We start from the raw sequence: 13,390 nt of genomic DNA on the forward strand, positions 1-13,390 counted from the left end.
GATGGTGATAATGGAGGCAATCACTCACAACGCCATGTGCGAGGCTAGGATTTATGCATATTCACATTCTTGGGATTTGCGGTACGTTTATGGGCGGTGTTGCCGTTTTAGCGCGGCAATTAGGTCATAAAGTTACCGGCAGCGACGCCAACGTTTACCCACCGATGAGTACGTTATTGGAGTCTCAAGGGATCGAGATTATCGAAGGCTTTGACCCTGCTCAATTAGAGCCCAAGCCTGATTTGGTGGTGATTGGCAACGCCATGAGTCGCGGCAATCCGTGTGTTGAATATGTGCTGAACCACAACTTGCGTTACACCTCTGGCCCGCAATGGTTGCAAGAGTTCCTGTTGCATGACCGCTGGGTTCTTGCGGTGGCTGGTACACACGGTAAAACCACCACGTCGAGCATGTTGGCGTGGATCTTGGAAGATTGTGGTTACCAACCGGGCTTTTTGGTGGGAGGCGTACTTGGCAACTTTGGCATTTCTGCGCGTTTGGGCGAAAGCATGTTTTTCGTGGTTGAAGCCGATGAATATGACAGTGCTTTTTTCGATAAGCGTTCTAAGTTTGTCCATTATCACCCACGCACTTTAGTGTTGAATAATTTAGAGTTTGATCATGCAGACATTTTTGACGATCTTGAAGCGATTAAGCGCCAATTTCATCATCTAGTGCGTACTGTGCCGGGCAATGGCCGTATTTTTGCTCCGCAAAAAGAGCGCGCATTAGCGGATGTTCTCGCACGTGGCTGCTGGAGCGAAACCGAGTTTACCGGTGAGCAAGCGCAGTGGAAAGCTGAAAAAATCACGCGTGATGGTTCGCAATTTGATGTGTTCTTTGGCAATGAACGCGTGGGGCGCGTAACTTGGGATTTGGTTGGCGATCATAATGTCGATAACGCCTTAATGGCGATTGGCGCGGCGCGTCACGTGGGGGTCACTCCAGATTTAGCCTGTCAAGCTTTGGGCAAATTTATCAATACCAAACGTCGTTTAGAGCTCAAAGGCGAAGTGAACAGTATTACGTTGTATGACGATTTTGCTCATCATCCAACGGCCATTGAACTTACTTTGGGTGGTTTACGTAACAAGGTAGGCGATCAGAAAATTATCGCGGTTTTAGAGCCTCGTTCGGCTACGATGAAGTTGGGCGTACATAAGCAAACTTTAGCGGCGTCATTACAGCAAGCCGATTCAGTTTATCTCTATCAGCCGAACAATCTTGCTTGGTCGGTGCAGGATGTGGCTGACCAATGCTCACAACCAGCGCAAGTGAATGATGATATTGATGCTTTCGTCGCGCAAATTGCGCAGGAAGCCCAGCCGGGCGATCACATTTTGGTGATGAGCAATGGTGGCTTTGAAGGTATTCATAACAAGCTCCTACTTGCATTAAATCAAGCCATGTAATGCCAGCGACACAAACGAAATAGAGAGTTATGACAACACAACAGAAAGCCATCACTTTAGCCTTTACTGGCGCTTCAGGTGCTCCTTACGGACTTCGTCTGTTGGAGTGTTTATTGGCTGCAGATTACCGAGTGTATCTGCTGATCTCTTCGGCCGCGCGCGTTGTGCTTGCAACCGAGCACGGTTTGAAGTTGCCCAGTGGGACTGAGGCAGCCAAAGCAGCGTTGGTGGAACATTTACACTGCGATGCCTCACAGCTTGTCGTGTGCGGCAAAGAAGAGTGGTTCTCTCCAGTGGCTTCGGGCTCTGCCGCGCCAAAACAGATGGTGGTGTGCCCATGTTCGGCAGGCAGCGTTGCGGCGATTGCCCATGGCATGTCCGATAATTTGATCGAACGTGCTGCCGATGTAGTGATGAAAGAGCGTGGCCAATTGGTGTTAGTGGTGCGCGAAACTCCGTTTTCCACCTTACATTTAGAAAACATGCTCAAGTTGTCGCAAATGGGCGTCACCATTATGCCCGCTGCCCCCGGTTTTTATCATCAGCCGCAGTCAATTGAAGACTTGGTCGATTTTATGGTGGCGCGTATTTTAGACCATTTGGGCGTTGAACAAGGGCTTGTGCCGCGTTGGGGATATGACTCACGTCCAACGGTATAGCTTATTGCGTTAATTCCAATTACAATCCACCTCACTCAACGGGGAGCAAATCATTCATCTCAATGAATGCTGCTGAGATCAAGCGTGAGCTTGGGACCCGTAAACCTGAACCAGATAATGCTGGCGTAGGAATTGGGTTAGGATCTCAGAATAGGAATAATGGAATATTCTCATCCTCCTCAAGCCTGTGCCGCTCAACCAAGGAGAGCGACCAGTTGAACACCACTCTTAATACCATTGCACTTGCTACCATCACCTCTTTTTCAGCGCATGCCGCTGACAATATCCTTACCGTTTATACCTATGACTCGTTCGCATCAGAATGGGGCCCGGGACCGGCGATTGAAAAAGCATTCGAAGCACAATGCGCTTGCGATCTTCAGTTTGTGGCACTCGATGATGGGGTATCGATCCTAAACCGTTTGCGTCTTGAAGGTAATAACAGTAAAGCAGACATCGTACTCGGTTTAGATAACAACTTAATGGCCGAGGCCAAACAGACTGGCTTATTGGCAGATCATAATGTCGAGACGGGCCAAGTCACGCTACCCGGTGGTTGGAGTGATGAAACATTTGTTCCTTATGATTACGGCTATTTTGCCTTTGTTTACAATAAAGAGAAATTAGCAAACCCACCAAAAAGCTTAAAAGAGTTGGTAGAAAAGCGCGATGATCTTAAAGTGATTTATCAAGATCCGCGCACTTCAACACCCGGTCAAGGCTTACTGCTGTGGATGAAATCTGTCTATGGTGAGAAAGCCAATTTAGCATGGCAACAGCTCGCCAATAAGACGGTGACAGTCACCAAAGGTTGGTCAGAAGCCTATGCGATGTTTTTAAAAGGTGAGTCCGATCTGGTGCTCTCTTACACCACCTCTCCAGCCTATCATTTGATTGCGGAAAATGACGCCAAGTACGCGGCTGCTGATTTTGCCGAAGGACACTACATGCAAGTGGAAGTGGCTGCGAAAGTAAAACACAGTGATAACGGCAAATTGGCCGATGAGTTCATGCGCTTTATTTTAAGTGATCAATTTCAGTCGGTGATGCCAACCGGAAACTGGATGTATCCTGTGACGTCTGTCGCGCTACCGAAAGGTTTTGAAACGCTGGCTGTGCCACCAAAGGCGCTCACCTTTAGCGCACAAGAGGTGTCTGAGATGCGTAAAGCGTGGATCCGTGAGTGGCAAACCGCCTTAACGTTTTAAGGTTCGATAAAGTTTGAATGCTATTCCTAAAATAGGCATTGGGGTCGCGATGCTTGTCGCGACCTTTGTCATCAGTGCGTTGGCGGCGTTGCTGTTACAAGCACCCAGCTTAAATGTGATGCACGTATGGCAAGACCCGTATTATCGCCATGTTACTCAATTTAGTTTTTACCAAGCCAGCTCGTCGATGCTGCTCAGTGTTGGTTTCGCGGTTCCTGTCGCTCACGCACTTTACCGTCGTCGATTTTGCGGACGTGCGCTGCTGATCAAATTGTTTGCAACGACCTTAGTGCTTCCAGTGCTGGTGGGCGTATTTGGTTTGTTGGCCATTTATGGTAATAGCGGCCTGCTCGCCTCGCTGCTTGCGTGGTTTGATAGCAAACTGCCGTTTTCCATTTACGGATTAAACGGTATTTTACTGGCGCATCTGTTTTTTAATCTCCCGTATGCCAGCCGTTTATTGCTGCAAGCGTTAGAGTCGATCCCGGCAGAACAACATAAGTTATGCGCGCATCTTGGCATGAGTCATTGGCACAAATTTCGTTGGGTTGAATGGCCACGTTTACGTCAGCAGCTTCCTCATGTCTGTGGTTTGGTGTTCATGCTCTGTTTTACCAGTTTTGCCACTGTGATGGCACTTGGCGGCGGGCCTAAATCAACCACGATTGAGCTGGCGATTTATCAGGCGATCAAATTTGATTTTGATTTACAAGCTGGCGCGCTGCTTGCGCTGTGGCAGATGTTGTTATGCGGGCTGCTGTCTCTATCCATTTCACGCTTAGCGAAGCCGTTAGCCATCACCACAGGGCGTCAAGCGAGTGATTATGTGGTTAGTCGAGACAATCGAAAAGCACAATGCTGGGACGGCGCATGGATCTTCCTTGCGTTGCTGTTAGTACTTCCGCCGCTGGTGATGGTCATCTTGAGCGGTTTAAATTCGCAGCTTTTTCACGTCTTGAGCGATGAGCAATTCTGGCGTGCGCTTTGGGCTTCACTGCAAGTGGCGTTATTGGCAAGCGTGGTTGCTGTTTCGGCTGGGGTTGCCATACTCATCACGACTCGCGCTTTGCGCCTGCAGCAGCACAACCGTAAGGCGGACCAACTAGAGTTGATTGGCGCGATTATTTTGGTCACGCCAGGGCTTGTTATCAGCACCGGGCTTTTTCTGTTGCTGCGTATCTGGACCGATGCATTTAGCCTAGCGTATTGGGTGGTTTTTTTCGTCAATGGCTTAATGGCATTGCCGTATGTGTTGAAAACATTGGCGCAACCTATGCTGCATATCGCGCAGCAATATCAATGGTTATGTGCCAGCCTTGGCATTAAAGGGTGGCAGCGTTTGCAAGTGATTGAGCTGCGTGCGTTGCGTAAACCCTTAGCGCATGCCTTTGCGATCAGCTTTTTGCTCTCAATGGGCGATTTAAGTGCGATTGCTCTATTTGGTAGCCAAGAGTTTAGAACCTTACCGCTTTACCTGTTCCAACTGCTGGGCAGTTACCAAATGCAAGCGGCGGCGGTGGTTTCTCTTACGCTGTTGTTACTCAGTGTGGGTTGTTTTGCCCTCATTGAGCGGTTATTTCACTCATATTCAAAGGTAAAGCAATGTTAGAACTCAAGGCCGTACACTATGAGTATCAACAGGAGTGGTTTGAATTTTCGCTCTCTGTACCGCGAGGGGCGATTCTCTCTTTGATGGGGCCAAGTGGCGCGGGCAAGTCGACTTTACTGAGCTTAGTTGCGGGCTTTATTGCACCGAAAAGCGGCGATATCCAAGTGCAAGGGCAATCCTTACTTGGGCAGGAGCCACACTTGCGTCCTTTTTCGATGCTGTTTCAAGAGCACAATCTTTTTGCCCATCTCACTGTGCGTGAAAATATTAGCCTTGGGTTACATCCGGGGCTGAAATTAACCACTTCGCAAAAGGCGTTAGTTGAGTGCGCCGCGCAGCAAGTGGGTTTGGCAGCGCTACTTGATCGCTTGCCTGATCAGCTCTCAGGGGGGCAGCGTCAACGAGTTGCTCTGGCGCGCTGTTTTGTACAACCACATCCTATCTGGCTGCTGGATGAGCCTTTTTCCGCCTTGGATCCGCTACTCAGAGAAGAGATGCTGCTTTTGGTTAAGCAGTTAGCCGCAGAACGAGCGATCACTGTTGTGATGGTGACGCACCATATTAGTGATGCCAAAGCGATTGCGAGCCATTTTGCGTTTATGGCTCAAGGACATGTGTTAGTGAGTGATCGCATTGAGGCACTTTCCGCGCAACACGCAGACGCGCAGCTCAGTGATTTTGTGCGTGCAGGGGAATAAAAAAAACCTCACACGTTTAGGTGAGGTTTTTGCGTCTAATCAGCACTATGACAGGTTAAACTGACTTATCGTTATGCTCTCTGAGCACTTGGAAAATCTCTCGTGATGCTCTTGGTGGTTTGCTGTTGGCTTTCTCTTTATTTGCTTGACGCGCTAATTGGCGCAGACGTTGACGATCCATCTCTGGATAGAGTGCCATCGCATCTTCAATCGCGCTGTCACCTTTCTCCACAATACGATCACGCATCTGTTCGAGCTTGTGCAGCATGGCGGTATTTTGTGAGTGCTTGTTACGCAGTTTATCCAATGCCGCTTGAATTGGTTCGGCATCGATGGTACGCATCATTTTTCCAATGTATTGCAGTTGGCGGCGTCTGGCTTCCATGCTAAAACGCTGAGCATCTTTGATGGCATCCATCAAATCTTCAGACATCGGAATTTTTGCTAACTGAGATGGCTTCAGAGCAACCAGCTCTTCACCCAGTTTTTGTAGCTCAGTCATGTCGTTTTTCATTTCGGTTTTGCTAACCCAAATGATCTCCTCTTCTTCTTCCCAAGGAGCTTTTTGATTCTTACGCGCCATTTTCTTCATCTATTGAGTTATGTATGTCAGCTATTTTAGCAAGAATCGTGGGGAGAAAGCGAAATTCTTGTTATCCTAATGACATTGTTTGCTAATAATTGATGAGATATGGACGTAAAACAACAAGTTGCTCAGCAGCGCATCGAACTTGAAGCGGCGGTTGCTAAGGCATTAGAGATGGCTGCGCTCAGTTCTGATGCTGCCGAAGTGGCGATCACCAAAAGTACCGGCCTGAGTGTTTCGACGCGAATGTGTGAAGTTGAAAACGTAGAATTTAACAGTGATGGGGCATTAGGCATCACTGTGTATCGTGGGCAACGTAAAGGCAGTGCGTCGACGTCAGATCTCAGTGAAAAAGCAATTGCGCAGACGGTCGCTGCAGCGCTTGATATTGCGCTTTACACTTCTGAAGATCCTTATGCAGGCCCTGCACCTAAAGAGTTAATGGTGCGAAATATTCCTGATTTAGATCTCTTCCATCCCGATGAACCTAACCCGGACATGGCCGCTAAAATTGCCATTGCTGCAGAAGAGAAAGCGTTAGCTTACAGCAACAAGATCAAACAAAGTGATGGCGCAAGTTATGACAGCCATTACGGTGTGAAAGTGTATGGTAATAGCCATGGTTTGCTCGCGAGTTATGCCTCTAGCCGTCATAGCATTAGCTGCTGCGTGATTGGTGAGGGTAAAAATGGTGAGATGGAGCGTGATTATAGCTATACCGTTGCACGTCACCGCGACGATTTATGGTCGCCAGAGCTGGTCGGGCAACAAGCTGCAGAAAAAACCATCAGCCGTTTAGATGCAAAAAAACTGAAGACGGGCAAAGTTCCGGTGATGTTTGCCGCAGATGTAGCGACAGGTTTGATTGGCCATTTGGTGATGGCGATCAGTGGTGGCAGCTTGTATCGTAAATCTTCCTTTTTACTTGATAAGTTAGGCGAGAAAATTTTACCCGATTGGTTCAATATTGCCGAAAAACCCCATGTATTACGTGGGTTGGCATCAAGCCCATTTGATAGTGAAGGGGTATTTACTCAAGACCGCCAAATTATTACCGATGGCGTGCTCTCGACTTATCTTCTGAGCAGCTATGCCGCTCGTAAAATGAAGATGACTCCAACTGGTCATGCGGGTGGCATCCATAACTGGTATGTTCAATCCACAGGGCAAAATTTTGAGCAGATGCTCAAAGCGTTGGGTACAGGCTTGTTAGTCACTGAAGTGATGGGCCAAGGTGTTAATGCAGTGACAGGTGATTATTCGCGTGGCGCCGCTGGTTTCTGGGTTGAAAACGGTGTGATTCAATACCCTGTATCTGAGATTACTATCGCGGGTAATTTGAAAGATATGTTCCAGCAAATGGTGGCGGTAGGGAGTGATGTCGAAACACGCTCGCAAATCCAAACTGGGTCTATTTTACTTGAATCGATGAAAATTGCGGGCGAATAATCGCTTAAGCTGAATATGAAAAAGCTTGGTATAACAACCAAGCTTTTTTTATGGGTGGTTTGGGTATGTATCACTATAGGGTTACATCAAAATAGGGTTACATCAAAATGGTCGCCAAGCCGAGAAAGACCGAAAGCCCAACCACATCGGTGACGGTTGTTAACGCCATTCCGCCAGCAAGAGCCGGGTCGATTTTCATTTTTTTCAGTAAAATTGGGATGGTGACGCCGGCGATCCCGGCAATGAGTAGGTTGGCCATCATTGCTGCGGAAATGATGCCGCCAAGCATCCAATTGCCTTTCCATGCCACCACAATGCCGCCAATAATGGTAGCCCACATGATGCCATTTAAAAAACCGATTGCCGCTTCTTTGAATAGCAATTCGCGTTGGTTACTGTCACCGATATGTCCCAATGCTAAACCACGAATGACCAAGGCCACGGTTTGGTTACCTGCGACACCACCCATTGAGGGCACAATGGTCATTAGCACGGCAATGGCAGCCATTTGATCCAGTGTTGCTTCAAACATGTTGGAAACAGAGGCGGCGGCTAGGGCGGCCAAAACATTTGCCCCAAGCCAGATGGTCCGTTTACGTGCGGATTTGACTACCGGAGCAAAGGTATCTTCGTCATCGTTCATACCAGCCATACTCATCATTGAGTGTTCGGCATCTTCACGAATGATGTCAACGACGTCATCAATGGTGATCCGACCGACCAAGTGTTGGTTTTCATCCACCACAGGCGCGGACACCCAGTTGCGACGTTCAAACAGGCTGGCAACATCGGAGTCGCTGGTGGTGACCAAAATCGCCTCATCGGCATCATCCATGACTTCACTTACTGGAATATCCGGTTGCGTGGTCAGCAAGGTGGTGAGTGAGAGATGCCCAATCAGCTTACTTTCATCGTCAATCACGTAAAGTGCATCGGTTGCTTCGGGCAGATCGCCGCGCATGCGTAAATAGCGTAAAACCACGTCAATATCAACGTCACCACGAATGGTGATCACGTCGGTATTCATGATCCCGCCGGCTGTTTCCTCTGAATAGGAGAGCGCGGTTTCAACGCGCTGGCGATCAGCGCTGTCCATCTGCGAAAGCACTTCGCGTGACACGTCATCTGGCAAGCTACGCAGTACATAGGCCACGTCATCGGTGTCCATGCCTTCGGTCGCTTCCGCCAGTTTTTCGGGTGCCATTTTGGAAACTAGGGCATCTTTGACGTCTTCGTTGAGCTCATCAAGGATTTCACCGTAGTCTTCTGGGTCGGTGAGTTGCCATAACACCTCCCGGCTTTTACGTGGAGAGGCTTCTAAGAGGTGAGCAATATCTTCTGGCTCCATGTCCTGCAATTGGCGACGGACATGGACAAAACGACCATTTTCTAAAGCTTCGCTGACTTCTTGGAGGGTTAGGTGAGCTTGATCAAATTCAATTTGCTCGGCCATGGTTTCCCCCTACTTAGGATTCTTACAATGTGTTGAATAGTAACTTAATTCTAGGCCTTATTTAATAAGTTCTTATTAAGCACTGAATTTATTTTGACTATCAGGGGCGCGCATGCGCTGTCTGTGGGAGAGTGGAGTGTAAGCCTTGTGCTTACTCGTCTTCATCGAATTTATGTTCAATCAGCGAACTAACCGCTTGCAAAGCAGGCTCTGCTTGTGAGCCTTCAGCATTGATGGTGATGTATTGACCTTGTGCGGATTCGAGCATCAATAAACCCATTACACTGTCTGCAGTGGCTTCTTTTCCTTCTTCACTTTGAATGGTGACCACCGCATCAAAAGATTGCGACAGTTCAACCAGCTTAACGGCTGCACGAGCATGAAGGCCCAAGCGATTTTGGATTAAAACCGTTTTACTTAATAGTGGCATACCATCGCTCCTATTGCTGTTTTTCTAATGATGTATGGCGTATCTGTACTTGGTGACCCAATTGAGCAAAGTACTCGCCAAGCTGTTGAGTCAGGTAAACGGAGCGGTGCTTACCACCGGTGCAACCAATCGCAATTGTGAGATAACTACGGTTGTTTTTTTCGAGCATCGGCAGCCAGTATTCAACAAACTTTTGAATTTGTTGTTTAAGTTCAATTACTTCACTATGGCGTTCAAGAAACGACTTAATTGGCGCATCCAGGCCTGTTAATGGGCGAAGATCGGGTTCCCAATGTGGGTTGGGTAAAAAACGGACATCAAACACGTAGTCTGCATCACTGGGTAGTCCATATTTGAAGCCAAAAGACTGAAAGACCATCACCAGATCTTTGCGCTCACGTCCTTCAATTCGCATGCGTACGGTTTCGCTTAACTCATGCAACGATTGATTACTGCTATCGAGCACTAAATCGGCTTGCTCTTTGAGCGGTGCAAGCAGCGACTTTTCCAATTCAATCGCTTGCGCAAGTGAAGGTTTATCGGCGTTTAATGAGAGAGGATGGATACGACGCGTTTCGCTGTAGCGCTTGAGTAGTGTCTCTTTACTGGCATCGAGAAACAGTACACTAACGTCGTTATTCTGTTTTAGCTGCTCTAAAACATCCGCAACCAAACTAGGCTCCTGAGGCAAGTTACGGATATCAATACTTACCGCGACATTTTGTTTGCTGCCTTGGACTGATTGAATAAACGCATCCAACAAGTTGACGGGAAGGTTATCGACACAATAGTAGCCGAGATCCTCCAGTACTCGTAAAGCAACGCTTTTCCCTGCGCCTGATTGACCACTCACAACGATTAAACGCATAGTTTCGGCTCGGTGGTTATTGGTTAGTCATGATGTCGTACAGCTCTTGATCGCTTTGTGCACTTCGAAGCTGTTTCAAAACTTGTTTGTCATTGAGGCGCTCGGCCATACAAGCAAGCGTTTTTAAATGCTCTTTGCACTGCTCTTCAGGAACGAGCAACGCAAACAGTAGATCGACAGGTCGATTATCAATGGCATCAAACTCAATCGGTTCTTCACACTGCAGCAAAACGGCAATGGCACGATCACTGTTGGTCATTCTTGCATGAGGAATGGCGATGCCATTACCAATACCAGTACTGCCCATTTTTTCTCGGCTGAGCATGCATTCAAACAGCTCGGTGGAATTTTGACCTGAATACTCAGCAGCGATTTCGCTAATGATTTCTAGGGCTCTTTTTTTACTGGTGCATTGGACCGCACTTTTCGTGCAGTCCAATGAGAGTACTTCGCTTAATTGCATGATTAATGACTACTTAGCTTTTCTTTATGCTTGTTGAGTTGTCTTACGAGTTTATCCACCAAACTATCAATGGCAGCATACATATTTTCATTGTCGGCCACGGCGTGGATATCACCTTGATTTATGTGGAGCGTAGCTTCAGCGATCTGTTGTACTTTTTCAACACGTAAAACAACCTGTACGTTATTGATATGGTCAAAAAATCGCTCAAGTTTTTGAAACTTCGAGTTTACATAGTCTTGCATTGAATCGGTCAGATCAATGTGATGGGCATTAATGTTGATTTGCATAGACTTTCCTTCTCTGTTTTGTGCCTTACAGTAGGCGTTTGCGCTGACTCGATGGAGCAATGCCCAACGATTCACGGTATTTAGCTATCGTCCGTCTAGCTACCTGAATCCCTTGGTCAGCCAGTAGATCTGCAATTTTACTGTCACTTAATGGTTTGGCTGTATTTTCAGCGGCCACCAGTTTTTTAATCAGTGCTCGTATTGCAGTCGATGAACACTCTCCCCCGCTGTCGGTACTGACATGGCTGGAGAAGAAGTATTTCAATTCGAAAATACCACGCGGAGTATGCATGTACTTCTGCGTTGTCACCCTTGATATGGTGGATTCATGCATTTCTACCGCTAAAGCAACGTCATTGAGTACCATTGGCTTCATCGCCTCTTCACCATACTCAAAGAAATCACGTTGATGTTCAACAATACACTTGGCAACTTTGAGCAGTGTCTCGTTTCTACTTTCTAAACTCTTAATAAGCCATTTTGCTTCTTGCAAATTGCTGCGAATGTAGTTGCTATCGGCACTGTTACCTTTGCCTAATGCTGCATATTGTTGATTTATCTTAAGTTTTGGTACGCTATCTGGGTTTATTGTTACCACCCATTTGCCGTGATCTTTGTAAACAGACACGTCGGGCACAACGTATTCGGCGTGCTCGGTTGAAATGTTATTTCCCGGTCTTGGGTCAAGTTGTTGAATGAGCTGCAATACCTCTCGCAGATCTTCTTCTTTTAACTTGGTTTCTTTGATGATCAACTTGTAGTCACGGTTGCCGAGCAGATCGATGTGTTGGATCAGCAGCTGTTTAGCTTCTTCTAACCAAGGGGTACTGGCAGGGTAGGTCGCTAATTGTAAAAGCAGGCAGTCTTGAAGGTTGACTGAAGCCACACCGAGGGGATCAAACTGCTGAACACGTTTACGAACGGCTTCAATTTCATCAAGCTCGATATTTTCATCGGCAAAGCTTTCTAAAATATCATCCAAAGAAACGGTGAGATAACCGTAGTCATCGATGGCGTCAATCAAGGCAAGAGCAATGCTGCGGTCGGTGTCGCTAAACGGTGTGAGATCTAATTGCCACAGTAGATAATCTTGCAGGGTTTGCGTTGTTTCACCTTGGTACACGGGCATGTCATCATCAAGGGCGATCCCTGTGCTGCCTGTGTTCGCGCTGTAGACATCATCCCATGTGGTGTCGATCTCAAGCTCGCTGCTGATTTCGGATTTTTCAATTAAGTCAGAGCTGTCTTGTGGCTCAATATCTAACACCTCAGCACTGGCTTCTTTCTCCTCATTGATGCTATGAACATCAGCGGTGGCATTCTCTTCATAGGCCTCTTCAACATCCAATAATGGATTAGACTCTAGAGCCTCTTGGATCTCTTGCTGGAGTTCCAATGTGGAGAGTTGCAACAAACGAATGGCTTGTTGTAACTGCGGTGTCATCGCTAATTGTTGGCCGAGCTTCAGTTGTAATGAGGGTTTCATTCAGTGCCAGTTACCTTATTATTTTTAGAATTGATGTCACTCTCTACTTAATCATAGACGGAATTGTTCACCGAGATAAACTTGTTTTACCTCTTCATTATTGAGCACGTCATGTGGTGTACCTTCTGCGATCAAACGACCCTGGCTTACAATATAGGCTTTTTCACAGACGTCCAATGTTTCTCGAACGTTGTGGTCTGTGATTAAAACGCCTAAGCCACGATCTCGCAGGTGTTGGATGATCTTTTTAATGTCGATAACGGAAATGGGGTCGACCCCTGCAAAGGGTTCATCAAGCAAAATAAATTGTGGGTTTGCGGCAAGAGCGCGGGCAATTTCAACTCGACGACGTTCACCACCCGATAGCGCCATCCCCGCACTATGGCGGATATGTTGAATGTGAAATTCTTCTAGTAGATCTTCGAGTTTATCTTGGCGCTCTTCACGGCTCATTGATTCACGGGTTTCAAGTACCGCCATGATGTTATCTTCGACCGATAATTTTCGAAAAATAGACGCTTCTTGAGGTAAGTAGCCGATCCCTAAGCGTGAGCGACTGTGCATAGGTAAAATGCTGATGTCGTGATCATCAATGCTGATCTTACCTTCATCACGAGCGACAAGGCCGACGATCATGTAAAACGATGTGGTTTTTCCTGCGCCGTTAGGGCCGAGTAAGCCAACAATCTGCCCCGATTCTACTTGCAAGCTGACGTCAGAGACGACTTTGCGTTTTTTATAGCTTTTCGCTAAATGTTCTGCTTTAAGTATGGCCATAA

General features: G+C 47.2%; 14 protein-coding genes and 1 riboswitch. Of the genes, 6 read left to right on the forward strand and 8 right to left on the reverse strand.

Annotated features, from left to right (window positions below; all coding sequences use genetic code 11):
* The first annotated feature begins 53 nt into the window (after positions 1–53).
* The 5 genes from mpl (at position 54) to thiQ (ending at position 5,586) form a co-directional block, all read left to right on the forward strand.
* Positions 54–1,412 (forward strand): UDP-N-acetylmuramate:L-alanyl-gamma-D-glutamyl-meso-diaminopimelate ligase, encoded by a 1,359-nt coding sequence (gene mpl, locus AACQ17_RS09320; protein ID WP_013855959.1) that lies wholly within the window; start codon positions 54–56, stop codon positions 1,410–1,412.
* Positions 1,413–1,441: 29 nt separating this feature from the next.
* Positions 1,442–2,071, forward strand: coding sequence for a flavin prenyltransferase UbiX (locus tag AACQ17_RS09325; protein WP_013855960.1), 630 nt, complete (start codon positions 1,442–1,444; stop codon positions 2,069–2,071).
* A 29-nt stretch (positions 2,072–2,100) separates the two neighbouring features.
* Positions 2,101–2,220: riboswitch (TPP riboswitch) on the forward strand.
* A gap of 66 nt (positions 2,221–2,286) precedes the next feature.
* On the forward strand, positions 2,287–3,279 hold the full coding sequence (gene thiB, locus AACQ17_RS09330) for a thiamine ABC transporter substrate binding subunit (protein WP_094146896.1): 993 nt from the start codon (positions 2,287–2,289) through the stop codon (positions 3,277–3,279).
* Positions 3,280–3,292: 13 nt separating this feature from the next.
* Positions 3,293–4,888 (forward strand): thiamine/thiamine pyrophosphate ABC transporter permease ThiP, encoded by a 1,596-nt coding sequence (gene thiP / locus AACQ17_RS09335; RefSeq protein WP_094146895.1) that lies wholly within the window; start codon positions 3,293–3,295, stop codon positions 4,886–4,888.
* Positions 4,882–5,586 (forward strand): thiamine ABC transporter ATP-binding protein, encoded by a 705-nt coding sequence (gene thiQ, locus AACQ17_RS09340; RefSeq protein ID WP_094146894.1) that lies wholly within the window; start codon positions 4,882–4,884, stop codon positions 5,584–5,586. Before thiP ends, thiQ begins: the two co-directional genes overlap by 7 nt.
* A 55-nt stretch (positions 5,587–5,641) precedes the next feature.
* Here thiQ and yjgA read toward each other — a convergent pair whose 3' ends face one another.
* Positions 5,642–6,169, reverse strand: coding sequence for a ribosome biogenesis factor YjgA (yjgA, locus tag AACQ17_RS09345; protein WP_010318810.1), 528 nt, complete (start codon positions 6,167–6,169; stop codon positions 5,642–5,644).
* A 108-nt stretch (positions 6,170–6,277) separates the two neighbouring features.
* On the opposite strand from yjgA, the gene pmbA reads away from it, so the two are divergent.
* Positions 6,278–7,621: a metalloprotease PmbA gene (gene pmbA / locus AACQ17_RS09350; RefSeq protein ID WP_013855965.1), complete on the forward strand. Its 1,344-nt coding sequence runs from the start codon at positions 6,278–6,280 to the stop codon at positions 7,619–7,621.
* A gap of 97 nt (positions 7,622–7,718) precedes the next feature.
* Here the strand turns inward: pmbA and mgtE are convergent, their stop codons facing one another.
* The 7 genes from mgtE to lptB form a co-directional block, all read right to left on the reverse strand.
* Positions 7,719–9,074 (reverse strand): magnesium transporter, encoded by a 1,356-nt coding sequence (mgtE, locus tag AACQ17_RS09355; protein ID WP_013855966.1) that lies wholly within the window; start codon positions 9,072–9,074, stop codon positions 7,719–7,721.
* A gap of 151 nt (positions 9,075–9,225) precedes the next feature.
* The gene (locus AACQ17_RS09360; protein WP_013855967.1) at positions 9,226–9,504 is read right to left on the reverse strand and encodes an HPr family phosphocarrier protein; all 279 of its coding nucleotides are present in this window, start codon (positions 9,502–9,504) and stop codon (positions 9,226–9,228) included.
* A 10-nt stretch (positions 9,505–9,514) separates the two neighbouring features.
* A complete protein-coding gene (gene rapZ, locus AACQ17_RS09365) occupies positions 9,515–10,372 on the reverse strand; it encodes an RNase adapter RapZ (protein ID WP_010318814.1) in 858 nt (285 codons plus the stop codon).
* A gap of 16 nt (positions 10,373–10,388) precedes the next feature.
* On the reverse strand, positions 10,389–10,835 hold the full coding sequence (gene ptsN / locus AACQ17_RS09370) for a PTS IIA-like nitrogen regulatory protein PtsN (protein WP_013855968.1): 447 nt from the start codon (positions 10,833–10,835) through the stop codon (positions 10,389–10,391).
* A gap of 2 nt (positions 10,836–10,837) precedes the next feature.
* Positions 10,838–11,125 (reverse strand): ribosome hibernation promoting factor, encoded by a 288-nt coding sequence (hpf, locus tag AACQ17_RS09375; RefSeq protein ID WP_013855969.1) that lies wholly within the window; start codon positions 11,123–11,125, stop codon positions 10,838–10,840.
* A gap of 25 nt (positions 11,126–11,150) precedes the next feature.
* On the reverse strand, positions 11,151–12,611 hold the full coding sequence (locus AACQ17_RS09380; protein WP_013855970.1) for an RNA polymerase factor sigma-54: 1,461 nt from the start codon (positions 12,609–12,611) through the stop codon (positions 11,151–11,153).
* Positions 12,612–12,662: 51 nt separating this feature from the next.
* Complete coding sequence (lptB, locus tag AACQ17_RS09385) at positions 12,663–13,388, reverse strand: LPS export ABC transporter ATP-binding protein (protein WP_094146893.1); 726 nt, start codon at positions 13,386–13,388, stop codon at positions 12,663–12,665.
* Between the last annotated feature and the right edge of the window lie 2 nt (positions 13,389–13,390).

This window comes from Vibrio sp. V10_P2A27P122, assembly GCF_963874335.1.
In the GTDB taxonomy this organism is placed as follows: domain Bacteria; phylum Pseudomonadota; class Gammaproteobacteria; order Enterobacterales; family Vibrionaceae; genus Vibrio; species Vibrio anguillarum.